This window comes from Noviherbaspirillum sp. (assembly GCF_035254685.1).
GTDB lineage: Bacteria > Pseudomonadota > Gammaproteobacteria > Burkholderiales > Burkholderiaceae_D > Noviherbaspirillum.
Genome location: NZ_DATFAI010000041.1, coordinates 166,017 through 188,050 on the forward strand (window position 1 = coordinate 166,017; position 22,034 = coordinate 188,050).

At 62.1% G+C, this 22,034-nt stretch carries 22 protein-coding genes; 12 read left to right on the forward strand and 10 right to left on the reverse strand.

What is annotated here, in order from left to right; translation table 11 throughout:
- Positions 1-35 precede the first annotated feature (35 nt).
- Both VJ698_RS18385 and VJ698_RS18390 read right to left on the reverse strand, forming a co-directional pair.
- A complete protein-coding gene (locus VJ698_RS18385) occupies positions 36-575 on the reverse strand; it encodes an REP-associated tyrosine transposase (RefSeq protein ID WP_324104249.1) in 540 nt (179 codons plus the stop codon).
- 181 nt (positions 576-756) lie between these two features.
- Positions 757-1,116 carry a hypothetical protein gene (locus VJ698_RS18390; protein WP_324104250.1) on the reverse strand — a complete coding sequence of 120 codons (360 nt, stop codon included), beginning with the start codon at positions 1,114-1,116 and terminating at the stop codon, positions 757-759.
- Between the two features lie 279 nt (positions 1,117-1,395).
- Here VJ698_RS18390 and VJ698_RS18395 point away from each other — a divergent pair, with 279 nt between their 5' ends.
- The 6 genes from VJ698_RS18395 to VJ698_RS18420 all read left to right on the forward strand — a co-directional run bounded on the left by VJ698_RS18395 (position 1,396) and on the right by VJ698_RS18420 (position 8,257).
- Positions 1,396-1,875: an Rrf2 family transcriptional regulator gene (locus tag VJ698_RS18395; RefSeq protein WP_324104251.1), complete on the forward strand. Its 480-nt coding sequence runs from the start codon at positions 1,396-1,398 to the stop codon at positions 1,873-1,875.
- 69 nt (positions 1,876-1,944) lie between these two features.
- Positions 1,945-2,325, forward strand: coding sequence for a group III truncated hemoglobin (locus VJ698_RS18400; RefSeq protein WP_324104252.1), 381 nt, complete (start codon positions 1,945-1,947; stop codon positions 2,323-2,325).
- A 205-nt stretch (positions 2,326-2,530) separates the two neighbouring features.
- Positions 2,531-3,628, forward strand: coding sequence for an efflux RND transporter periplasmic adaptor subunit (locus VJ698_RS18405; RefSeq protein WP_324104253.1), 1,098 nt, complete (start codon positions 2,531-2,533; stop codon positions 3,626-3,628).
- A complete protein-coding gene (locus VJ698_RS18410) occupies positions 3,628-6,693 on the forward strand; it encodes a CusA/CzcA family heavy metal efflux RND transporter (RefSeq protein WP_324104254.1) in 3,066 nt (1,021 codons plus the stop codon). Before VJ698_RS18405 ends, VJ698_RS18410 begins: the two co-directional genes overlap by 1 nt.
- Positions 6,690-7,007, forward strand: coding sequence for a DUF3240 family protein (locus VJ698_RS18415; protein WP_324104255.1), 318 nt, complete (start codon positions 6,690-6,692; stop codon positions 7,005-7,007). Before VJ698_RS18410 ends, VJ698_RS18415 begins: the two co-directional genes overlap by 4 nt.
- A complete protein-coding gene (locus tag VJ698_RS18420) occupies positions 7,004-8,257 on the forward strand; it encodes a TolC family protein (RefSeq protein WP_324104256.1) in 1,254 nt (417 codons plus the stop codon). Before VJ698_RS18415 ends, VJ698_RS18420 begins: the two co-directional genes overlap by 4 nt.
- Before the next feature lie 303 nt (positions 8,258-8,560).
- On the opposite strand, the gene VJ698_RS18425 is transcribed toward VJ698_RS18420, so the two are convergent.
- Both VJ698_RS18425 and VJ698_RS18430 read right to left on the reverse strand, forming a co-directional pair.
- Positions 8,561-9,103 carry a M15 family metallopeptidase gene (locus VJ698_RS18425; RefSeq protein ID WP_324104258.1) on the reverse strand — a complete coding sequence of 181 codons (543 nt, stop codon included), beginning with the start codon at positions 9,101-9,103 and terminating at the stop codon, positions 8,561-8,563.
- 213 nt (positions 9,104-9,316) lie between these two features.
- The gene (locus tag VJ698_RS18430) at positions 9,317-10,393 is read right to left on the reverse strand and encodes a tartrate dehydrogenase (RefSeq protein ID WP_324104259.1); all 1,077 of its coding nucleotides are present in this window, start codon (positions 10,391-10,393) and stop codon (positions 9,317-9,319) included.
- Between the two features lie 80 nt (positions 10,394-10,473).
- Between VJ698_RS18430 and ttdR the strand changes: the two genes are divergently transcribed.
- Positions 10,474-11,400 carry an L-tartrate utilization transcriptional activator TtdR gene (gene ttdR / locus VJ698_RS18435; RefSeq protein WP_324104260.1) on the forward strand — a complete coding sequence of 309 codons (927 nt, stop codon included), beginning with the start codon at positions 10,474-10,476 and terminating at the stop codon, positions 11,398-11,400.
- A gap of 187 nt (positions 11,401-11,587) precedes the next feature.
- Here the strand turns inward: ttdR and trhA are convergent, their stop codons facing one another.
- The gene (trhA, locus tag VJ698_RS18440; RefSeq protein ID WP_324104261.1) at positions 11,588-12,205 is read right to left on the reverse strand and encodes a PAQR family membrane homeostasis protein TrhA; all 618 of its coding nucleotides are present in this window, start codon (positions 12,203-12,205) and stop codon (positions 11,588-11,590) included.
- Positions 12,206-12,444: 239 nt separating this feature from the next.
- Between trhA and VJ698_RS18445 the strand changes: the two genes are divergently transcribed.
- Positions 12,445-13,371 carry an SDR family NAD(P)-dependent oxidoreductase gene (locus tag VJ698_RS18445; RefSeq protein ID WP_324104262.1) on the forward strand — a complete coding sequence of 309 codons (927 nt, stop codon included), beginning with the start codon at positions 12,445-12,447 and terminating at the stop codon, positions 13,369-13,371.
- Positions 13,372-13,383: 12 nt separating this feature from the next.
- Here VJ698_RS18445 and VJ698_RS18450 read toward each other — a convergent pair whose 3' ends face one another.
- Complete coding sequence (locus tag VJ698_RS18450; RefSeq protein WP_324104263.1) at positions 13,384-15,432, reverse strand: M1 family metallopeptidase; 2,049 nt, start codon at positions 15,430-15,432, stop codon at positions 13,384-13,386.
- Positions 15,429-16,649 carry a ChaN family lipoprotein gene (locus tag VJ698_RS18455; RefSeq protein ID WP_324104264.1) on the reverse strand — a complete coding sequence of 407 codons (1,221 nt, stop codon included), beginning with the start codon at positions 16,647-16,649 and terminating at the stop codon, positions 15,429-15,431. Before VJ698_RS18455 ends, VJ698_RS18450 begins: the two co-directional genes overlap by 4 nt.
- A gap of 216 nt (positions 16,650-16,865) precedes the next feature.
- On the opposite strand from VJ698_RS18455, the gene VJ698_RS18460 reads away from it, so the two are divergent.
- From VJ698_RS18460 to hpf, 3 genes are all read left to right on the forward strand, one after another.
- Positions 16,866-17,567: a glutathione S-transferase N-terminal domain-containing protein gene (locus tag VJ698_RS18460; protein ID WP_324104265.1), complete on the forward strand. Its 702-nt coding sequence runs from the start codon at positions 16,866-16,868 to the stop codon at positions 17,565-17,567.
- A 118-nt stretch (positions 17,568-17,685) separates the two neighbouring features.
- Complete coding sequence (locus VJ698_RS18465; protein ID WP_324104266.1) at positions 17,686-17,964, forward strand: hypothetical protein; 279 nt, start codon at positions 17,686-17,688, stop codon at positions 17,962-17,964.
- A 453-nt stretch (positions 17,965-18,417) separates the two neighbouring features.
- Positions 18,418-18,756 carry a ribosome hibernation-promoting factor, HPF/YfiA family gene (gene hpf, locus VJ698_RS18470; protein ID WP_324104268.1) on the forward strand — a complete coding sequence of 113 codons (339 nt, stop codon included), beginning with the start codon at positions 18,418-18,420 and terminating at the stop codon, positions 18,754-18,756.
- 30 nt (positions 18,757-18,786) lie between these two features.
- On the opposite strand, the gene VJ698_RS18475 is transcribed toward hpf, so the two are convergent.
- The 3 genes from VJ698_RS18475 to denD form a co-directional block, all read right to left on the reverse strand.
- Entirely contained in the window at positions 18,787-19,125 is a 339-nt protein-coding gene (locus VJ698_RS18475) for a cupredoxin family copper-binding protein (RefSeq protein ID WP_324104270.1), read from the reverse strand.
- A gap of 9 nt (positions 19,126-19,134) precedes the next feature.
- Positions 19,135-19,659, reverse strand: a complete 525-nt coding sequence (locus VJ698_RS18480) for a DUF4142 domain-containing protein (RefSeq protein WP_324104271.1) — start codon at positions 19,657-19,659, stop codon at positions 19,135-19,137.
- 445 nt (positions 19,660-20,104) lie between these two features.
- The gene (denD, locus tag VJ698_RS18485; protein ID WP_324104272.1) at positions 20,105-21,085 is read right to left on the reverse strand and encodes a D-erythronate dehydrogenase; all 981 of its coding nucleotides are present in this window, start codon (positions 21,083-21,085) and stop codon (positions 20,105-20,107) included.
- A 196-nt stretch (positions 21,086-21,281) separates the two neighbouring features.
- Between denD and VJ698_RS18490 the strand changes: the two genes are divergently transcribed.
- Positions 21,282-22,034: a FadR/GntR family transcriptional regulator gene (locus VJ698_RS18490; protein ID WP_324104273.1), complete on the forward strand. Its 753-nt coding sequence runs from the start codon at positions 21,282-21,284 to the stop codon at positions 22,032-22,034.

Consider the following 22,034-nt stretch of genomic DNA (forward strand, 5'->3'; position numbering starts at 1 on the left):
AAGCCCGACATCCACCGCCCGCAGCACAGATCGCCCTATTCACCCCAGTCTCCACTTTCCTCTTCCGCCGCACCGCCCCAATCATCATTCAAATTCCCCCGTCGGATCTCCCGGTGAATGGAGGAATAAGGCCAATCCGTCGCACGCTTGACGTAGCCATGCTTGACCGGGTTGAAGTGGATATAAGCCACATGCCGCGCAAGGTCGTCTTCACCCCTGATCCGATGCTCCCAATATCTCCTCTGCCATATGCCGCGCTCGCGTTTCATTTCCCTGCTGCGCCGAACCACTTCGGTTTTGGGAATCGCACGTGAAAATACGCCTTTGATCAAAGACCAGCGCAAAGGGAAATCCGCATCTTCCAACGGCAAGCGCCAGATCGCATGCAAATGATCCGGCAATACCACCATGGCGACGATGTCGAAAGGATGGGATTGGCGGATCGTTCGTACCGCATGTCGAAGCGCTGCGATGTGATCTGTCAGCAGACCACTTTTCCGGTCTGCGAGATTGACCGTGAAAAAGTACGTACCCCCTGGCGTGTTTGATCTGCGGTATTGCATTGTTGGTGTCATGCTTAATGTTGGGCTTTGCAGCCCAACCTACCGCGCTGCTTGTCAATAATGGATGTAGGTTGGTGCTGACGAAGGAAGCCCAACATCCACCGTCCGCAACGTCGGCTTGATCTCCGCCATCGCATTGGAGCTTGCAGCCTACGATGTTGGGCTTTGCTGCCCAACATATGTGCTGGAGAGCTTAACGTCGAGCCCGCGAATGATAGATGTATAGGTATAACAGACCGATCGGCGCAACGAAGATTGCAAAGCCCCAGCACAACAACACGGTCAGGGTTTTAACCAACAACATTAACAATGCATGAACAACGAAGATATTCTCGCCCATGAGGAAGCCGACGATGCTCTCATAAACAAAGCGGGAGTAGGGATATAGCAAGGTGTTGACGATGATGAGGAACCACATGCCGATGGGTATGCCGTGTCCACCGCGCGTTGACATGACATAAACAAAACCGGCAAGCAGAAGACCAAAAAACATTTGCCGGAAGTAATACGGTGCCGACAGGCCACCAAGGGTTTTTTGAATAACAGGATGCATGACGTCCTCTGTTTGAGCTGCTAATGAATTAAAAATATCTCAGGCATATAACGCATAAGACGGAAGTGAATGACGCGATTGCCAGCTACAGCGTTCTCGACAAGATGCAGTTCAAGCGCCCGACGCCAAACACCGACGCGCAGTTTAACGTTTTTATTGCAATTATTACAACATCAGCATGCCATACTGCGATGCTCATCCACACCCGCCCCCTTCCGCCTCGCCCTCCCCGAAACCGGCGTTTGGTAAAATTCCCCAACCCCACCACACGGCCCTGTCATGCACCTGACCCACTTTTCGGATATCGGACTGCGCGTCCTGATGTACCTCGCCCAGACCGGCGAGAGGACGGTGCCGGTCACGGTGGCGGAGATCGCGACCCAATTCGAGATTCCCGCGAACCATCTGGTGAAGGTGGTCGGCCATCTAGCGCGCGCTGGATGGATACTGGCGATACGCGGCCGTAATGGCGGGATCAGCCTGTGCGCGGATCCGGCGGAACTGAAGGTCGGCGTGGTGCTGCGCGAACTCGAGGGCGACACCGAGCTGGTTGGCTGTGAAGAGCGCGGCTGCGCATTGAAGCGAGTGTGCCTGCTGCGCGATGCGCTGCGCGTCGGACTGTGCGCCTTCTACGCCACCATGGACAACTACACGCTGGCCGATATCACCGAGGGCAGCACGGGCAAGCAGATTGCCCGGATGCACACCGGCTTCCTGAAAGAGTTGTCGCGTGCCGCCGGCGGATCGCGAACACGCTGACGGTTTCTGAACATGTGCCGTCGCGATGTTCGCACAGCGGTCGCGCCTTTCTGCGTTACCCAAGACATCATGAAATTTCAAGCAGTTACTGAAGAATCCATTCGCGTCCTGGTCGACACCTTCTACGACAGGGTCCGCAAGGACGAAGTCCTGGGACCGGTATTCGAGGAAGCCTTGCATGGCAAGTGGGATGAACACATGCCGCGCATGTATGCCTTCTGGTCGACCGTCCTGCTCGGCACCGCGCGCTTTCAGGGCAACGTGTTCGGCAAGCACATGGCGCTCACCGGCATCCGCGAGGAACATTTCGTGCGCTGGCTGTCGCTGTTCAAGCAGACGGCAACGGACCTGTTCGACGATCCGGCATCGCGCGAGATGCTGCTGATCGCGGACCGCATCGCGGGCAGCCTGCAACTCGGCTATTTCGGAGAGCGGACAGTGCGCCTGTAATGCGTCGCACTCCGCGCAACGTACTCCTCACGCTCCACCGCTGCGCCTGACCCCGCCATACCGCGCAGCAATCCATTGCTGCACTTTCTTGTTTTTACTCAAGGGAACCGTTTCTTAAGAACGCCTTAAGGTTTGCTTTCTAGAGTGGCTCGTCATAAAAATGAATCACGGGCAGCTCATGAAACGCACGAAAACAATTTCCTTTTTGCCACTTCTCTTTGGCATCGCGCTCGCCTCCGCCAGCGCGGCGTCCCCAAATTTACTCAAGCTGAGCGACGACCAGATGCGCAAGTCGGGCATCGCGCTGGAACGCATCGCGTCCTCGTCCACCGCGGGCGATGGCCTGCGGCTGTCCGGCAACGCGGTATTTCCCGCCAAGGCCGTCCAGGTCATCAGCGCCTCGGCGGCCGGCGTCGTCCAGGCAGTGCTGACGGAGCCGCTGGACAAGGTCGCGGCCGGCGCGCCGCTCGTGCGCATCCACAGCCCGCAATTGATGGAATGGCAGCGCAGCTATGTGCAGGCCAGCGTGCAGGCGCAACTCGCCCGCACGAAGTACCAGCGCGATGAGGCCTTGTTCAAGGAGGGCATCATCGCGGAAAGCCGCCTGCAGGAGGCGCGCAGCGCGCTGGTGCAAAGCAGTGTGGCCGAGCAGGAGCAGCGCCAGGCGCTGAAGATCGCCGGCATGGGCGACAAGGACATCAGGAAGCTCGCCGGCTCGCAGGCAATTTCCCCCATCCTGACCGTTGCCGCGCCTTCGGCGGGCACCATCATTGAGCAGATGGCCGCCCCGGGACAGCGGGTGGAAGCCGGCGCGCCGCTGGCGAAGATCGCGCAATCGAACAGGCTGTGGCTGGAGCTGCAGGCGGCCAGGGCGCAGGCCGCGCAGATCGCCGTCGGTGACGCGGTCAGCGTGGAGGGATGCCCGAAGCCGGGCCGCATCAGCGCGGTCGGCATGCAGGTGGACAGCGCGACGCAGAACATCATCCTGCGCGCCGAGCTGCCGTCGGCGGAATCCTGCCTGCGTCCGAACCAGTTTGTCGAAGCGATCGTTAAGCCGGGTCGTGCCCAGGCCGGCACGATGGAGGTGCCGTCAGCAGCACTGGTGCGCTTTGAGGGCAAGGACTACGTGTTCGTGCGTACAAGCGGCGGATTCCGCCCGGCCGAAGTGACGGTCGCCAGCCGCGGCGCCGAGCGCGCGGCGGTGCAGGGAGCGCTCAAGGCCGGCGATGAGATCGCGGTGCGCGGGGTATCAACCCTCAAGGGCATGTGGCTGGGCCTGGGCGGATCGGGCGAGGGCAAATAATGATTTCCCGTCTGATTGCATTTTCGCTGGCGCAGCGGCTGCTGATGCTCGTGCTGACGGCGGCGCTGATCGGTGCCGGAATCGTGGCCTACAAGGGCCTGGCGATCGACGCCTTTCCGGATGTTTCGTCGACCCAGGTCAAGATCATCATGAAGGCTCCCGGCATGACGCCCGAGGAAGTCGAGATGCGCATCACCGCGCCGATCGAGCAGGAGCTGCTGGGCATTCCGAATCAGACCGTATTGCGTTCGCAATCCAAGTATGCGATTGCTGACATCACGCTCGATTTCGAGGACGGCACTGACATCTTCTGGGCGCGCCAGCAGGTGGCCGAACGCCTCGGCAATGTCGAGAAAGACTTGCCGGCAAGCGTCTCCGGCGGACTGGCGCCGATCACCACGCCGCTGGGCGAGATGTTCATGTTCACCATCGAAGGCGACTTGCCGCTGGTCGAGAAACGCACCCTGCTCGACTGGGTGATCCGGCCGCAGCTGCGCGCGATTCCCGGCGTGGCCGATGTGAACGCGCTGGGCGGTCTGGTGAAGAGCTTCGAGGTGGTGCCCGATCCGGCCGCACTGGCGGCGCGCGGCATGTCGCTGGCGCAATTGCAGGCGGCGCTCGAAACGAATAACCGCAACGATGGCGCGGGACGCCTGTCGCAGAACGAGGAATCGCTGCTGGTGCGCAGCGACGGCAGCGTGCGCACCGTCGATGATGTGAGGGCCATTGCCATCGACACGCGCAACGGCGTGGCAGTGCGCGTGGGCGATGTGGCCGAGGTGCGCCTCGGCAGCATGACGCGTTATGGCACCGTGACCAAGGACGGGAGCGGCGAAGCGGTCGAGGGGCTGGTGCTCGGCCTGCGCGGCGCCAATGCGCAGCAGGTCGTGGACCAGGTGCGCGCCAAGCTGGTCGAGGTCCAGAAGAGCCTGCCCAAGGGCGTGAGCATCAAGCCCTTCTACGATCGCGGCAACCTGGTGGAGCGCGCAGTGGGCACGGTATCGAAGGCGCTGGTGGAAGCGATCGCACTGGTGATGATCCTGCTCTTCCTGTTCCTCGGCAACCTGCGCGCGGCGCTGGTGGTGGCGGTGATCCTGCCCTTGTCTGCGCTCACGACCTTCCTGCTGATGCGTTATTTCGGCCTGTCGGCCAACCTGATGTCGCTCGGCGGGCTGTCGATCGCGATCGGCATGCTGGTGGATGCAGCGGTGGTGGTGGTGGAGAACATCGAAGCGCATGCGGCGCATCCCTCGCCCGGCGCAGCACGCACCAGGCTGCACACGATCTACCGCGCCGTGCAGGAAGTCGCGGTGCCGGTGACGTCCGGCATGGCGATCATCGTCATCGTGTTCCTGCCGCTGATCACCCTGCAGGGCCTCGAAGGCAAGCTGTTCAAGCCAGTGGCGCTGACCATCGTGTTCGCACTCTCCAGTTCGCTGCTGCTGTCGCTGACGGTGATCCCGGTGCTCGCTTCCTTCTTCCTTGGCAAGGCGGCGCACGAAAGCCCGTGGCTGGTGCGCAAGCTGGAGAAAGCCTATCTGCCGCTGCTGGACTGGGCACTGGCGCACAGGAAGACTGCATATATCGCGTCGGTGGTGTCGCTCTTCGTGGCGGCCGGCCTGTTCATGCTGGTCGGTAAATCCTTCATGCCATCGATGGATGAAGGCGACATCATCATGCAGGTCGAGAAAATGCCTTCGATTAACCTGGCGCGCTCTGCGGAACTGGACCAGGCCTTGCAGCGCCGTGTCCTGGAAGCTGTGCCCGAAGTGAAAAGCGTGGTGGCGCGCGTCGGCTCCGACGAACTCGGGCTCGACCCGATGGGGCTGAACGAAACCGACACCTTCCTCGTGCTCAAGCCGCGCGAACAATGGCGCGATCCGGACAAGGAAGTGCTGATCGACCGCCTGCGCGCGGTGGCGGCGGAATTCCCCGGCATTAACGTGAGCTTCACGCAGCCGATCGAGATGCGCACCTCGGAAATGCTGTCCGGCGTGCGCGGCGATCTCGCGGTGAAGGTGTACGGCAGCGACATGCAGAAACTCAACGCGATGGCGGAACAGATCGTGCGCGTGATGCAAGCCATTCCCGGCAGCGAAGATGTGCTGACCGTGAAGAACGCCGGCGTGCAGTACCTGCAGGTTGATTTCAACCGCGCGGCGATCGGACGCTACGGCCTGAGCGTGGAGCAGGTGCAAAACGACCTGCGCATGCTGGTCGAAGGTCGCCCCACCGGCATCGTGATCGAGGAAGGCCGTCGCCTGCCGCTGATCGTGCGCGGCGGCAGCGAGCTGCAACTGTCGCCGGAGCGCTTCCAGGAACTGCGCATACCGGTCGCGGACGGCCAGGCGATTCCGCTCTCGCACCTGGCTTCGCTGCGCCCGGTCGATGGGCCGGTGAAGGTCGAACGCGAGAATTCCTCGCGCATGGTGGTGGTGCGCGCCAATGTGCGCGGCCGCGACCTGGTGGGCTTCGTCGATGATGCGAAAGCAGCGGTAGCGAAGCAGGTCCAGCTGCCGGCCGGTTACCGCATTGCGTGGGGCGGGCAGTTCGAGAACCAGCAGCGCGCAGCGGCGCGCTTGCTGGTCGTGGTGCCGATCTCGCTGGCGCTCATCTTCCTGCTCCTGTTCGCGACCTTCGGTTCGCTGCGCCAGGCGACGCTGGTGTTCGTCAACATTCCGTTTGCGCTGATCGGTGGCGTGGTCGGGCTTGCCGTCACCGGGGAATACATGTCGGTGCCGGCATCGGTCGGCTTCATCGCGCTAATGGGTATCGCGGTGCTGAACGGGCTGGTGATGATCAGCTATTTCAACCAGCTCAAGGCCAAGGGGCTCGGCGCTGCCGAGGTCGTGATCGAAGGCGCGAAGCGTCGCCTGCGCCCGGTGCTGATGACCGCCAGCATCGCGGCCTTCGGCCTGATCCCCTTGCTGCTGGCGACCGGGCCCGGCTCCGAGATCCAGCGTCCGCTGGCGATCGTGGTGATTGGAGGTCTGGTGACATCCACCTTGCTGACGCTGGTGCTGCTGCCGATCCTGTTCCAGCAATTCGGCATGGAGGAAAAATGATGGCGCATCAGTACAACTGCGTGCTCACGCTGGCGCTGCCGGCACGGCTGGAAGAAGAAGTGCTCGATCATTTGCAGGCGCATCCGGAATGGGTGAGCGGCTTTTCGATCATGCCGGCCGAGGGCTTCGGCACCGGCATGAGCCTGCCGACGACCATGGAGCAGGTGCGCGGACGGGCGCGCCGCCGCGTCATCACGATATTGATGGAGGAGGGAAACGTCGATCCGCTGCTGGCGAGCCTGCGTGCCGATTTCCACAGTCCAGAAATGGCGTACTGGGTGACGCCGCTGATCAGGTTTGGAAGATTCGTATGAGTGCAAAGAAGATGTTTCATGCGGCGTGTTCGATCGCCGCGCTTGCCCTGTCGTTCGGCGCCGCCGCGCAGGAGTATCCCGCCTCCCTGCCGCCGCAGGAGATGGTGCGCAATACGCTGGAGCAACTGCCGCAAGTGAAGGCGGCGCGCAATGGCATCGACCTGGAAGAAGCCAACGCCGGCCGGCTGCGTGCAGGGCCGTATGAATGGATGGTCAAGGGTGGCCTGCAGCGGCGCACCGAGTCCGCCAGCGGCACGCGCTATCGTGAAAACGAGCTGGCGGTCGAACGACCGATCCGCTGGTTCGGCAAGGGCGACAAGGACCGTGTATTGGGTGAGCAACGTGTGAAGACAGCTGGTTTTGCGCTGGCTGACACCTGGCACGAAGCGGGTCGCGCGTTCTTGCGAAGTTGGTTCGATGCGATGCGCGAAGCCCGCACGGCGGCGCGTCTGCAGGAACAGGCGGATCTGCTGAAGCAGCAGGCGGATGTCGTGCGCAAGCGCGTCAAGGCAGGCGACGCGCCGCGCGTCGAACTGATGCTGGCCGACACCGAATACGAAAGGGCATCGGCCGCGCAAGCTCAGGCTGAGCAACGGGCAGCGCGCGTGCTGTCCGCACTGCAATCGCAATATCCTGGCGCGCAATTGCGCGTACCGCAGCCGCTGCCCGAACCAGTTCCGCTGACTGGCGGTGCCGGTGAATGGAAGCAGCGCATCCTTGCGGACAACCACGAGATCGAGCTGGCCCGATCGATGGCCGACCAGGAAAAACTGAATGCCGAGCGTCTCGCGCTGGACCGCATGCCCGACCCCACGCTCGGCGTACGCATGGCGCAGGAGCGCGACCGGCAGGAGAAGATCGTTGGCGTCACCTTTTCAATTCCGCTGTCCGGCAGCCTGCGCCGTTCACAGCACGAGGCAGGTCTGGCCCAGGCGCGCATTGCCGAGGACAAGGCAGCGCAAGTGAGCGTCAAGGCGGAAAGCGACGCGATGAGCGTCGCGATGAATGCCGAAGCGGCTTATGAAACCTGGCACAGGCTCGCGCAGGTGGCGAAGCAGACGGACGACAACACAGCGCTGGTGTCCAAGGCGTATTCGCTGGGCGAAGCTTCATTGAGCGAACTGCTCTTTGCACGGCGGCAGTCGATGGAAGCTGCTGCATCCGCGGAAGCCATGCAGCTTGATGCGCTGGAAGCGCAGGCGCGACTGCTGCTGGATGCGCATAGGATCTGGCAGTTCGAGGAGCACTAACAGAAGTGTCCGCGGAAAACACGGAAAACACAGAAAAATTCTTGTTGTTTTCCGTGTTTTTCGTGTTTTCCGTGGACAAGAATTTCTCTTCCGTAGATGCACCCCTTTCGCTTCTCGCGACATCATCGCGGTCTACACTGCCCATCCCGACTGCTAGCGCCAACGCCACGGTAATATTGGTGTCCACGAAAAACACGAAAGACTCGAAGATCAAAAAAATTTTCGTGCTTTTCGTGTTTTCCGTGGACAAGAATTTCTCTTCCGTGGATGCCCCCCTTCAGCTTCTCGCGGCATCCTCGCGGTCTACACCGCCCCTCCCGACTGATAACACCAATGCCACGGTTCGTGGATAAAACCAAGTGCGTTCCCGCGCGGATACGAGAGCGTGAAACCAAAGCGGCCAGCATGTCGGCATAGCCAGCGGAAGGCGTCGGTGTCTTCGAACGGCGCTTCAGTCGGCTCGCAGCCAGGCGTGTTGATGTCGATGGCGCGGCCGGTGTGATGCTCGCTGTAGCCGGGCGGCGCGCTGAGCGTGAGGATGGTTTCCATCGGCATGTCGCGCGCAATCTTGGCGCGGATGATCTCGATCTGCCGATCGACGCCGCGAAATGCGGAGACGATTTCCAGTACAACACCTTCTTCCTGCGCAGCGCCCTTCATGGACCACCACGCCTGCGCCGCGTCGGGCACAAGCAGGTGTTCTCGATTGCTTGCGTCGGTTTCGGCGATCACCAGTTCGCGGGCTTCTTCAAAAAAAGGCAACTGCTTGCGCGCGATGATGTCGTCGGAGATACCCAGCGCTTCGAGCGCAAGAGTGATGCGTTGCCGGTATTCGTGGATGTGCATGGCGGTTTGACATTGCCGGTGTGATATCGACCGGCAGAGAGAATGCGGATGAAGGAAGTTTATCCGCTGCAGAGGTTTTTTTGTCCACGGAAAACACGGAAGACACGGAAATCGAGAAGAATTTTTCTGTGCTTTTTGTGTTTTCCGTGGACATTAATCACGCCGTCGACCAGGCCTACGGCATGTCAAGACACCACAGGCCCGCGTCGAACTTCAGATCGCCGCCGCGATCGCCTTGCCCGCTTCCGTGGTGGATGCCTTGCCGCCGAGGTCCGGCGTCACTGCCCCGTCGAGGATGCTCTGTTCGATCGCCTTCAGGATGGCGTCATGCGCGGCGGTGTAGTTCGCGTCGCCCTGGCCGAGGAAGTCGAGCATCATCGCGCCCGACCAGACCATCGCGATCGGGTTGGCAATGTTTTTGCCGTAGATGTCCGGCGCAGAACCGTGCACCGGTTCGAACAGCGAGGGGAACTTGCGCTCCGGATTGAGGTTGGCCGAGGGCGCAATGCCGATGGTGCCGGTGCAGGCCGGGCCGAGGTCGGACAGGATGTCGCCGAACAGGTTGGATGCCACCACCACGTCGAAGCGTTCCGGGCTCATCACGAAACGCGCGCAGAGGATGTCGATGTGATACTTGTCCCACGTCACATCGGCATATTCTTTCGCCACGGCTTCCACGCGCTCGTCCCAGAACGGCATGCTGATGGAGATGCCATTCGACTTGGTGGCGGACGTAAGGTGCTTCTTCGGGCGGCGCTGCGCGAGGTCGAAGGCGTACTTCAGGACGCGGTCCACGCCGTGGCGCGTGAACACTGCTTCCTGCAGGGCGAACTCGCGGTCGGTGCCCATGAACATGCGACCGCCGACGGAGGAATACTCGCCCTCAGTGTTTTCACGCACCACGTAGAAATCGATGTCGCCCGGCTTCTTGTTGGCCAGCGGGCAGGGCACGCCGGGCATCAGGCGCACCGGGCGCAGGTTGATGTATTCGTCGAACTGGCGGCGGAACTGGATCAGCGAGCCCCACAGCGAAATGTGGTCCGGCACGGTGGCCGGCCAGCCGACTGCGCCGAAGTAGATGGCCTCGAACTGGCTCAGCTGCTCGAACCAGTCATCCGGCATCATCTTGCCGTGCTGCAGGTAGTAGTCGCAGTTGGCCCATTCGAAGGTGGTGAATTCCAGCGCGATGTTGAACTTGCGCGCGGCGGCCTCGACGGCGCGCAGGCCTTCCGGCATCACTTCCTTGCCGATGCCGTCGCCGGCGATGACTGCGATCTTGTGCTTTTTCATCAACTTTCTCCTGGGTCCGAAATCGAGGGATGGCACAAGCATAGACCAGAACAGTTCGTTTACAATGCCCCGATATGTGAATGGACAAGACACGTATCGTGAACAATGACGACCTGCGGGTATTCGTGACGGTGGCGCGCAAAGCGAGCTTTGCCGGCGCAGCCGAAGAACTGGGCATGTCTCCCGCCTACATCAGCAAGCGGATCGGCATTCTCGAGAAGACGCTCGGTGTGAAGCTGTTCCACCGCACCACGCGGCGCGTCGCCGTCAGCGAGGATGGCGAGCGCGTCTATGCCCGCGCGCAGGCGATCCTCGAGCACATCGACCACCTGTACGATGACGTTTCCGCCACGCGCCGCATGCCACGCGGCCAGCTGCGCATCTGCAGCAGCTTCGGTTTTGGCCGCAACGTGGTGGCGCCGGCCATCGCGCAGCTGGTCGAGAAATATCCCGCGCTGCAGGTCCGCTTCGAAGTGTTCGACCGGCTAATCGACATCGCCAGCGAAGGTTTCGACCTCGACATCCGCGTCGGCGACGAGATTGCATCGCACCTGATCGCGAAGCGGCTGGCATCCAACTACCGCATCCTGTGCGCCTCACCGCGATATCTGGCGAAGCGCGGCACGCCGAAGACGCTGCATGAACTGTCCAACCACGATTGTCTCGTGATCAAGGAGCGCGACCATCCGTTCGGTGTATGGAAGCTGCGCAACGGCGCGCAGGAAACCACGGTGAAGGTGACCGGACCGCTGTCATCGAACCATGGCGAGATCGTGGTGCGCTGGGCGATGGAAGGCGCGGGCATCATGCTGCGCTCGATGTGGGATGTGGAGCCGCATATTGCGCGCGGCGAGCTGGTCAGAATTCTTCCGGACTACCAGCAGGATGCGAATATCTGGGCGGTGTATCCGCAACGCCTGACCGGCTCAGCCAAGATCCGCGTGTGCGTGGAATTTTTCGAGGAGTATTTTGCGGAGCGGGAGAAGAGTGTCCACGGAAAACACTAGGCGTGCCCCACGGAAAGCACGGAAAACACCGTTGATTTCCAGGTTATCCATGTCTTAATGATCCGTCTTGTAGCCAAGGTATTAGAGGCGTCCACGAAAAACACGAAACACACGAACAAGACATTTGATTTCGTGTTTTTCGTGGGGCACGCCTAGTGTTTTCCGTGGACAATGGTTTTTTAGCAAGCTACACAACATGCAGCAGGATCGCAAGATAGTGGCACGCGCTGCCGCCGAGCACGAACAGGTGCCAGATGCCGTGACCGTGAACCATGCGTTCGTCGCGGACATAGAACACCAGGCCGAAGGTATACGCCGCGCCGCCGGCTGCAAGCCAGCCGAAGCCACTCCAGCTCAGCGCCGAGATCAGCGGCACGACGGCCAGCAGCGCCATCCAGCCCATCAGCACATAGATCACGATCGACAGCACGCGCGCGCCTTTCGCGATGCAGAGCTCCTGCACGATGCCGATCACGGCGAGCCCCCAGATCGTTCCGAACAGAGCCCAGCCGAGCGGGCCGCGCAGCGTCACCAGCGTGAATGGTGTATACGTGCCCGCGATCAGCAGGTAGATCGCGCAGTGGTCAAGCTTGCGCAGCACATCCTTCGCAGTGCCGCGCAGGCTGTGGTACAGCGTCGAAACGACATAGAGCGCGAACAGCATCGTACCGTAGATGCTGAAGCTGACGATCTTCCATGGATCGCCCGCATGCGCGGCCATGACGATCAGAAGCGTCGTTCCGCATGCCGCCAGCACGGCGCCGGCGAGGTGACTGAAGCTGTTGAATCTCTCCCCGTAATACATTTCCGCAAATCCTTGTCCGCATGAAGACGGCAGAAGCGCTGCCGCGCGCATTCCTGTCAGAAGCGCCGGTCATTGTGACGATGGGGCACTTCGGCCATCGGACGGGAAGAAATAACTTTGCGATTCGTCAATTGACTTTCTGACAGCGCTCGCATGCAGGTTTTGCACAACGCAACCCGATTCCGATTAATATTGTTGGCTGATAACTTTCTTCAACGCATTCAAGGTCATTCACAGCCATGGCTACATCATCCCACACTTCCATCCGCTTCGACGACCAGGTTGCCATCGTGACAGGCGCCGGCGGCGGCCTCGGCCGTTCGCATGCATTGCAACTGGCCGCGCGCGGCGCGAAGGTCGTCGTCAACGATCTCGGCGTCGCCCGGGACGGCACCGGCAACACCCTCTCGCCAGCGGAAAGCGTGGTCGAGGAGATCAAGGCGGCCGGAGGACAGGCGATCGCGAGCGCGGCGTCTGTCACGGACCCTGCTGCCGTGGAGGAAATGGTGAACCAGGCCATGCGTCAATGGGGGCGTGTCGACATCCTCGTGAACAACGCCGGCTTCCTGCGCGACAAGACCTTTTCGAAGATGACGCTGGACGACTTCCGCGCCATCGTCGACGTGCACCTGATGGGCGCGGTCCACTGCACCAAGGCGGTGTGGGAAATCATGCGGCAGCAGAATTACGGCCGCATCGTGATGACGACCTCTTCCTCCGGACTGTTCGGCAACTTCGGCCAATCGAATTACGGCGCGGCCAAGATGGCGCTGGTGGGGTTGATGCAAACGCTGGCGCTCGAAGGCCAGAAGTACGGCATTCGCGTCAACTGCCTGGCACCGACGGCGGCCACGCGCATGACGGAAGAGCTGATGCGCCCTGAAGACCTCGCGCTGCTCAAGCCGGAGTGCGTCACGCCCGGCATGCTGTACCTGGTGTCGCGCGACGGTCCGACCAAGACCATCCTGTGCGCCGGCGCCGGCACCTTCTCGCGTTCGAGCGTTACCTTGAGCGACGGTGTGTACATCGGCGAGCGTCCCGATGCGGTTGAACTGCTCAAGGCCAACGAAGCGCGCCTGCAGGACCGCAGCGGGGAAACCGTGCCGACTACCGGGTTTCAGCAGTCGATCATGGAAATCACCAAGGCGCGCGGCGCGAAGAAATAGGCCGCGCGGTCCTCACTTCGCCGCGCGAACCTTTATCATCTTCCCGGGCGCGGGCCACACGCCGCGCGCCGCCGCATGGCTGCCTTCGAACACCAGCCAGCTCTGTGCGCCGTAGTGCGGCAAGGGCCGCAGCAGCGCGCGCAAGGCATCCGCATCGGCGGCGGATACCACGGCGAGCGGCACACGGCTGCCCGGCACCGTCCACACCTGCGCGCTGCCCTTCCCGTCCAGTTCCTTTGGCCGCGGCGGCAGGCCGGCCTGCGCCAGCGCCGCATCAACATCTGCATGCAGGCCGATGAGCATCATCGGCTCGGTTCCTGATACACCCTGCGCGAGCGATGCCGCTTGCGGCGGATTCTCGAACAGGCGGCGCGCAAGTTCGTCTGCCGCCGTTCGCAGCTGCGGCGAAACAATGGCGAGGCGCGGCGCGCGCGCGATGAACCACTGCCGCAGGATGGGAGGAAGCTGGTCGTGTTCGAGCACGCGCCAGATGCGCAGGTCGGGATCGATGCGCACGCCTTGCGGCGGCGCATCCACGTCCAGGCTGATTTGCTCGCGAGTGTGCGAGACATCCACGCGCCGCATCTCGGTGCGATTCGCATACACCAGCTCGACCGGCAGGCGCAGTGCATACGGCGGCTCACTTTGCTCGATGACGAGTTGCACGTGCTTCTTCCCTGTTTCATTGGCTGTTCCAGAAGCCAGGCTGGCATCGGCAATCGTCACCGTCGGCCCGCCAGCGCGCGCCAGCCACTGTTGGAAGAAATCACCCAAGGGCTTGCCGGACGAATGCTCGAAGGCGAGGCGCAGGTCATCCCAGCTTGCCGACCTGAAGCGATGCTGGTGCCAGAACGTGCGGATGCCTTTGACGAAGGCCTCCTCGCCGATCATGTCGCGCAGCATCACGAACAGCATCGCCGACTTGCCATAGCCGATTGCCGCTTCCGCGCCGTGCGTGCGCGAGCGGAAGCCGCGCAGCGTCTGCTGGTCGCCCGGCGGAACCGCCGCGAAATCGCGCAGCCACGCCAGGCGCATTTCACGCGCGGCCGCCGCCGACTCGCGTTCCTTGTACGCATAGTCGGCCATGAACGTGGTCAGTCCCTCGCTCCAGTTGCCGCCCTCGTAGTCGACATACACGCCGTTGCCCCACCAGTCGTGCAGGATCTCGTGGCCGAGCGAGGTGGCGCGGATGAAAGGCAGCTTCAGCACCTCGGCGCCGATGTAGGTGAGCGACGGCATGCCGAAGCCGGTCGGCAAGGGGCTGGCGACGATGGAAAAACCCTTGAATGGATAGTCGCCGATCTGCCGCGAATACAGGTCGATGTAACGTTGCGTATCCTCGAGATAGGCGGCGGCCAGCCCGGGCATGGCGTCCAGCTCACGCGGAAAATAGGTGCGCAGGCGCAAGCCTTCGGCGCCAGTGCGCGGCACCATTCTTTCGTGCACGATCCACGGGCCAGCCATGAGGTCGATGCCGTCCGCAGGCTGCGGAAATTCGAAGTTCGCACGATAGGGCTTCGTGGTATCGTTGGGCACATCTTCCGACAGCAGGTGGCCCGCTACCAGCGCGCGCTGGCCGGCAGGCACGCTGAGTGCGACGCGATACGCGAACAGCGGCGCAGGCTGCGGATACCAGCCGCTGCCGGCAGGAAGGAAACTGCCTTCCTGCGAGGCCATCGGCGGCAGGCCGTGTAGCACACCGCGATGGTCGAGGCTGCGATCGAGCGGCGGCAGCGTGCCGCCGTAGTCGATTCGCAGCGTGCGGGCGCCCGGCGGCAAGGTCACGCGCCAGGCGCGAAGGGCGCCTTCACGCCCGGCGGGAAACACTTGCAGCGGCTTGCCGCCTGCCGCTGCGCTCGTCACCTGCAGGGACTCATGCAGCGCGAATTGAAATTCACCCGGAGGCGGGCGCAACTCCGCGTACGCCTTGAACTCGTGCGTACCGGGATTCAGCTCGACATGCAGATCGAGCGCCGGCACGGCATGTGCCGTTGCGCCGACGAAGGAAAACAGCAGGACGAAAAGCAGCCCGAGGAGATGGCGCAAGGGAAGCCTGCTCATCGGTTCACCGGAAACTTGACGACCACGTCAATGGTGTCGTCCCCGCGCTTGATCCGCATCGGCAGCCAGGTTCCGGCGGGCTGTGCGCGCACCGCGGACACCACCGTCCCGCTCGTGCTGACGTTCGTGCCAGCGACTTCCAGCAGGCGATCGCCGGCCTTCAAACCGATCTTCTCGGCCAGGCTGCCCGGCGAGACTTCGAGGATGCGCACCACGCCCTCATTCTCTTCCAGCCGCACGCCCAGGCGCGGCGGCGGGGCCGGCGCCTCCACCTGCGGCGGCAGGCCGAATGCAACGTCCACCATGCCGGCGCGGATCTCCTTGCAATCCATGTCCGGCGACACCGCCATCATGGTGCCGACGTTGCGGATACCGAGGTCGCGCAGCTGGTATGGCACGCCGTAATTGAAGCGGATATGCCCGCTGCCCATGATGCCGACCACCAGCGGCTTGTCGCTGCCCTGCGCGGCGCTTGCCCGCTTGGCAAGCGCCTCGGCCATTGCACGATCCCAGGTGGTCTGCGATTCGACGAAATTGCGAAAGCCCGCGTCCGACTTGCCCGGCTTCTCCGCTTTGTCCTCCGTCCCGCCGTGCATTGCATGCATGCGATAGACATCGAACAGGAAATCGCGATAAGCCTCGCTCGGTGCCGCGGCACGCCCCACACCCTCGCGCTGTGCCTCGGGCACCTTGTCCCAGCCTTTGTCGCGCACAGCCCTGTTGAGCGCCGCGTCCACGTTCAGGGCCAGCATCGGTATGCGGTTGATGCGCGCGAACTCGAACAGCGGCACATAGAGATCGGGCGAGGTGTTCCACACCTTGTTCCAGTCCGACTGCTCCAGGAACTGCTTGAGCGTGAGTTCGCCTGCGACCCAACGGTCCAGCACGGCCTGCACGCGACGCGGGAACATCTCGAAACCGATCACCATGTTCGGATGCAGCAGTTGCAGCGCCGCCAGCGTTTGCACCTGCCAGCGATGATGCGCATCGTCATCGTGGTGTTCGCCGAGAAGCACTACGTCGCGCTTCGCCATGTCACCAAGGACATTGGCAGCAGGCACGGTGCGGAACGGCGCCTTTTCCAGCACCGTCCATGCACTTGGAATCAGGCAACTGGGAGAGGTGGCGGCGGTGGCTGCGTCATGCAATGCAAGGATGGTGAGGCAGGCCAGCATGGCCGCGACACGGCGCGGGAGGGAGATTGTCTTGGAGGGCATGAGGGAATCTTGACCTTTCGATCTTCTGTTGCGCCACGCCGGATGTGCCCGGATTGATCCTGCTCAAGGCCGGCATCGGCGTATCCGCAATGCAAGCATAAACCCATTCCTGCAGCGATGACTTTGCCGCCCGTCAATACCACGGACAGGGCGCGGCAGGACAGGAAAATGCGAAGCGTTTATAGTTCTCGTTCACTCGCCATCCAAGGAAACCGCATGACCGATCTTTCCACATTCCCCATTACACGCAAATGGCCCGCGCGGCATGCCGACCGCATCCAGCTCTATTCGCTGCCCACGCCCAATGGCGTGAAGGTATCCATCATGCTCGAAGAGACCGGCCTGCCCTATGAGCCGCATCTCGTCAGCTTCGACAGCAATGACCAGATGTCTCCGGAATTCCTGTCGCTCAACCCGAACAACAAGATCCCGGCCATCATCGACCCCAACGGTCCGGGCAGCAAGCCGCTGCCGCTTTTCGAGTCGGGCGCGATACTGCTCTATCTCGCCGACAAGTCCGGGCGCTTCATGCCGGCCGACCCGGCGCTGCGCTACGAGACGATCCAGTGGCTGATGTTCCAGATGGGCGGCATCGGGCCGATGTTCGGGCAGGTCGGCTTCTTCCACAAGTTTGCCGGCAAGGACTATGAGGACAAGCGGCCGCGCGACCGTTACGTGCAGGAAACGCGACGCCTGCTCGGTGTACTGGACGTCCGCCTGGAAAACCGGGAGTGGATCATGGGCAAGGATTACACCATCGCGGATATCGCGACCTTCCCCTGGGTGCGCAACCTGATCGGCTTTTATGGCGCTGGCGACCTCGTGAGCATCGCGGATTTTCCGCATGTCACGCGTGCGCTCGATGCTTTCCTCGTCCGTCCGGCAGTCGTAAAAGGGCTCGACATTCCGCACCCTTGAAGCGCAGCCCTCGGCGGCTACGATCTTGCGAAGAACAAAACGGCAAGGTGCGGAGTCATAAGTAATGGATGGTGCGCACACCGCGCGATCTCAAGACCTCACCGGAGGGAGGTGGATCATGATGAACAATGAAAAGCAACGGGAAGGATCCGGAAGTTCCAGGCGCCCGATCGCGCGCACTGCCTTGCTGGCCGGGGTTGCGGGAGGACTGGCCGCGCTTGCCGTGCTGTCGGTGCGCACGCAGATGCGGTCGAGGCGTTACGGGGACCGGACGTCGGAACGTCGCAATCCGGTCAATTTCTTTCTGGCAGGACCGTATCCGCACCGCAGGGCGATCGACGTTTCCGGCCGCCGCCCGCTGTTCGAGCGTCGCCAGTCCGTGTACGACACGTACTGATTCCTGCATTGATACATGCGGCATGGCCCGCGGCGTCAGTGCTGCTCACGCCGCAGCAGCACCCTCAAGCGAAGCCATGCGTAATATCTGCTGCAAAGCCGTATCCTGTTATGAAGCGTTCTTCCCATGATGACCTCCACTGCACAATTCCAGTGTAATGGCGGCTTTCCGGAAGGAATGTGACCGGCGGCACAAGCCATCATGCACGGACATAAAAGCAACAGTTTTCCGACGACGCACGCAACTCCATGTTTTATTGACATGGCGCATGTTTCGGGCGATTGTGGGCGTCGTATCATTGCCGGCCGCCCGGGAACCCGATTCTCGACCGGTTCCCCTGCCCGGTTTCTCGCGATGAACCTCCACCGAAGTACATCGTCTCACCGCAACGGCACTCGCGGCCGTTTCCGGGCATCATGGCGTTTCCTCACTTTGCATTCTGGAGTCAACTGTATGAACCTGATGATTACTGGGCAGCACATTGAAGTCACACCGGCGCTGCGCGCCTATGTGGAAGACAAGCTTGGACGGGTGGTCCGTCATTTCGACCAGATCATCGACGCAGCGGTGATCCTTGGCGTTGAAAAGCCTTCCGAGAAGGACAAGCGGCAGCGCGCCGAGGTCAACGTGCGCATGAAGGGCAATGTCGTTCACGTCGAACACTATGACGTTGACCTCTACGCGGCGATCGACGGCCTGGTGGACAAGCTCGACCGCCAGGTCATGCGCCACAAGGAAAAGATCCAGTCACATCAGCACGAACCGATCAAGCGCGTCAGCATCGAGCCCTGATGCCGATGGCAAGGTGACCGGCGCGTCCGGTCACCTCACGATCAGGGTTGCCTTCATCGTGGGATGCAGGGTGCACATGTAGGTGAAGGTCCCCTTGCGTACCGGCTTGAATTTCCAGCTTCCGTCCGCGGCGATTTCGCCGGAGTCGAAGGCATGGTTCTGCGCAGTCACGGTATGCGGAAACGGATCCTTGTTCGTCCACACCACCGTGTCGCCTGCCTTCACCTCGAGCGTCTGCGGCGCGTAGCGCATCGCTTCGATCACGACCTCATGCCGCGCCGGCGTGCGATCGGCCAGCGCGCCGGCGGATACGCCGAGCAAGGCAAGGGCAAGCAGCAGCGATCCTCCATGGCGCATTCTGGTCCGCATGATCGCTCCTTATTTCAGGGAAGCCTGGATCTGCTTCGCGTGCTGCAAGTGCGCGTCAATCGCCGGACGGACCTTTTCCAGCAATGCCTTCAGCTCGTCATTTTTCGCATTCGGAATCAGCGTCTTGTCGATAGCGTCGAGCACCGCCTGGTGGTAGGTAACCTCGTTATCGACATACTCCTTGTCGAACGCCTTCCCCTTCAGTCCCTTGAGTTTTTCCCGCTCCTTCGCGCCGTTGTCCTTCAGGCTCTTGCTGGTGTCGTTCTCTTCGGGCGTCACATGCAGTTTCGTGACGAGCTCGGTGGCCTGCTTGTTGACGCCGGTATGGTCGGTGACCATGCGCTTGGCGAACTCCTTCACCTGCTTGTCGTGCGCCTTCTTTTCGGCGAGCTTGCCGGCATCGATATCGACCGAATTGGCAGCAACCACGATGGCGGCGATCTGCGCGTCGTTCGGCGCACTCGACTGCGCATGGGAAGTGCCGGCGGCGAAAGCAAACAGCGCGGCGATGATGGCGGGAGAAATTCTGGACATGGCGGGACTCCTTCTAATGATTGTGGAAAAGTGATGACGCCGGGTCTTGCGGCATGCGCCGCGACCCGTTTAAGTTCGTCACGCAACATTAGATGAAGTGAGAAATCGCGGCGTTCCCGCACCTGTTCGCTGTGATGGAGAGGCCTCGATAGAGGGTCCACGGAAAACACGAAAAACACGGAAGAAATCGACTAGAAATTATTCCGTGTTTTCTGTGTTTTCCGTGGACAAAAGTGATGATGTCGGGTCTTGCGGCATGCGCCGCGATCCGTTTCAGTGGTCACGCAACATTACATGAAGTGAGAAATCGCGACGTTGCCGCGCCTGTCCGGTGTGATGGAGAGCGCCTCGATAGAGTGTCCACGGAAAACACGAAAGACACGGAAGAAATCCGCTAGAAAATATTCCGTGTTTTCTGTGTTTTCCGTGGACAAATTTGATTCGTTCAACCGGCCTTCGTCATCTCATCCTCGATATAGGCCCGGATGATGTCGTCGAAGCTTTCATCATGCCGGAAGCCCATCGCATTCGCGCGCGCAGTCACGAAATTGCCCGGCCAGGAATTGACGATGCGGATGACCGCCGGGTCCTGCTGCCAGCGGATGCGCTGTGCAGCTTCCGGCCCGGCGACGCGCTCGAGCGCGGCCACCATGTCCTTGACCGTGGTCGCCAGCCCGGGCAGGCTGAGCGCTCGGCTGCTGCCGAACAGGCTGCCGTCGATGTCATGGCCGTGGATCAGGCTTTCGATGGCATAGCGCGGCGAGAGCAGCCACATCGGGGTTTCCGGCGCGACGGGGCAGATGGCTTCGACGCCATTGAGCGGTTCGCGGATGATGCCGCTGGCGAAGCTCGATGCCGCCTTGTTCGGCGCGCCGGGCCGCACGCACACGGTCGGCATGCGCAAGGCGCGGCCGTCGATGAAGCCCTTGCGGCTGTAATCGTTGACCAGCAGTTCGCCCATCACCTTTTGCGCGCCATACGAGCTTTGCGGCGTCGGCACCTGCGAATCAGGCACCTTCTCCGGCAGTTCGCCGCCGAACACCGCCACCGAACTGGTGAAGACCAAGCGCGGCTTGTTGCCGTTGCGGCGGGCGCGCTCGAGGATCAGGCGCGTGGCGTCGAAATTGATGCGCATGCCGAGGTCGAAGTCGGCTTCGGCCTGGCCGCTCACGATGGCGGCGAGATGGAACACGGAATCGATGTCGGGCGTGAGCACGGCTTCGATCATCTTCGCGTCGGCGATGTCGCCGGTCACCACTTCGATGCGCGGATCGTCGAAACCCCGGGCGGGAACCACGTCGAGCAGGGTAATGCGCGTGATCGGATTTTGCCGCCCCTGCGCGTTGGCCAGGGTTCCGCGTTCCAGAAGACGTTTCGCCAGTTTCGCGCCGAGCAGTCCGGCGCCGCCTGTGATGAGTACCCGCATGATTTCCCCTGTCAGTAAGGCGCGCTGTCCGGCGCCGTTGCGTGAATCCTGCCCGCGACCGGAACACAGCGGCGCGGCCGATTTTCAGGCGGGTTAACCAGGTCCCGCCACTTGCTTGCAGGCATATTGTAGTACAAAGAACAAAGTTGTATGATGAGCAGACATCATATCTATTTTTGCCACACTTGAGGGCCGGATGCCGAACACGCCTGCATTCCAGGTTGAACCGCTGACCGCCAACGCGACCATGCCGGACCGGGTCACGCACGCCCTGCTGGAACTGATCCGCAGCGGCGCCTACCCCGCCAAGTCGCGCCTGCCGTCGGAAACGGAGATGGCGCAGCGTTTCGGCGTGAGCCGTACGGTGATCCGGGAGGCGGTATCGCGGCTGAAATCCGAAGGGCTGGTCGAATCGCGCCAGGGCAGCGGCGTGTTCGTGCGCGAAGTCGGCCCGGACACCCCCTTCCGCATCGACCCCACCGTGGTCGATTCCATCCAGTCGGTCCTGCAGGTCGCCGAGCTGCGTCGCGGCCTGGAAGCCGAAATCGCGGCGCTGGCCGCCGAGCGCGCCACGCCGGAACAGGTCGCGGACATCCGCGCCAGGCTGAAGGCCATCGACACCGCAGTGGCGGTGGGCGGGGACGGTGTTGCGCCGGACATGGAATTCCATCGCAGCATCGCGCGCGCCACGGCCAATCCGCATTTCCTCGCACTGTGGGACTTCCTCGGCCAGTTCCTGAAAGGCACGATCTCCATCTCGCGCGCATGGGAAGCGCGGCAGGAAGCCACCCGCTCGCAGGTGCGGGAAGAGCACAAGGCGATCTATGACGCGATCGCCGCCCGGGATCCGGAGGCCGCGCGCGCCGCCGCGCGCCAGCACATGGAGATGGCGTCGCAGCGGATCAGCACCGCCGATCCGGAATTCCTGGAAGAGCAACGACGCAAATAA

Coding starts and splice junctions, on each gene's coding strand:
- VJ698_RS18385 (WP_324104249.1), bottom strand. CDS start 575: ATGACACCAACAATGCAATACCGCAGATCAAACACGCCAGGGGGTACG.
- VJ698_RS18390 (WP_324104250.1), bottom strand. CDS start 1,116: ATGCATCCTGTTATTCAAAAAACCCTTGGTGGCCTGTCGGCACCGTAT.
- VJ698_RS18395 (WP_324104251.1), top strand. CDS start 1,396: ATGCACCTGACCCACTTTTCGGATATCGGACTGCGCGTCCTGATGTAC.
- VJ698_RS18400 (WP_324104252.1), top strand. CDS start 1,945: ATGAAATTTCAAGCAGTTACTGAAGAATCCATTCGCGTCCTGGTCGAC.
- VJ698_RS18410 (WP_324104254.1), top strand. CDS start 3,628: ATGATTTCCCGTCTGATTGCATTTTCGCTGGCGCAGCGGCTGCTGATG.
- VJ698_RS18415 (WP_324104255.1), top strand. CDS start 6,690: ATGATGGCGCATCAGTACAACTGCGTGCTCACGCTGGCGCTGCCGGCA.
- VJ698_RS18420 (WP_324104256.1), top strand. CDS start 7,004: ATGAGTGCAAAGAAGATGTTTCATGCGGCGTGTTCGATCGCCGCGCTT.
- VJ698_RS18425 (WP_324104258.1), bottom strand. CDS start 9,103: ATGCACATCCACGAATACCGGCAACGCATCACTCTTGCGCTCGAAGCG.
- VJ698_RS18430 (WP_324104259.1), bottom strand. CDS start 10,393: ATGAAAAAGCACAAGATCGCAGTCATCGCCGGCGACGGCATCGGCAAG.
- ttdR (WP_324104260.1), top strand. CDS start 10,474: ATGGACAAGACACGTATCGTGAACAATGACGACCTGCGGGTATTCGTG.
- trhA (WP_324104261.1), bottom strand. CDS start 12,205: ATGTATTACGGGGAGAGATTCAACAGCTTCAGTCACCTCGCCGGCGCC.
- VJ698_RS18445 (WP_324104262.1), top strand. CDS start 12,445: ATGGCTACATCATCCCACACTTCCATCCGCTTCGACGACCAGGTTGCC.
- VJ698_RS18450 (WP_324104263.1), bottom strand. CDS start 15,432: ATGAGCAGGCTTCCCTTGCGCCATCTCCTCGGGCTGCTTTTCGTCCTG.
- VJ698_RS18455 (WP_324104264.1), bottom strand. CDS start 16,649: ATGCCCTCCAAGACAATCTCCCTCCCGCGCCGTGTCGCGGCCATGCTG.
- VJ698_RS18460 (WP_324104265.1), top strand. CDS start 16,866: ATGACCGATCTTTCCACATTCCCCATTACACGCAAATGGCCCGCGCGG.
- VJ698_RS18465 (WP_324104266.1), top strand. CDS start 17,686: ATGATGAACAATGAAAAGCAACGGGAAGGATCCGGAAGTTCCAGGCGC.
- hpf (WP_324104268.1), top strand. CDS start 18,418: ATGAACCTGATGATTACTGGGCAGCACATTGAAGTCACACCGGCGCTG.
- VJ698_RS18475 (WP_324104270.1), bottom strand. CDS start 19,125: ATGCGGACCAGAATGCGCCATGGAGGATCGCTGCTGCTTGCCCTTGCC.
- VJ698_RS18480 (WP_324104271.1), bottom strand. CDS start 19,659: ATGTCCAGAATTTCTCCCGCCATCATCGCCGCGCTGTTTGCTTTCGCC.
- denD (WP_324104272.1), bottom strand. CDS start 21,085: ATGCGGGTACTCATCACAGGCGGCGCCGGACTGCTCGGCGCGAAACTG.
- VJ698_RS18490 (WP_324104273.1), top strand. CDS start 21,282: ATGCCGAACACGCCTGCATTCCAGGTTGAACCGCTGACCGCCAACGCG.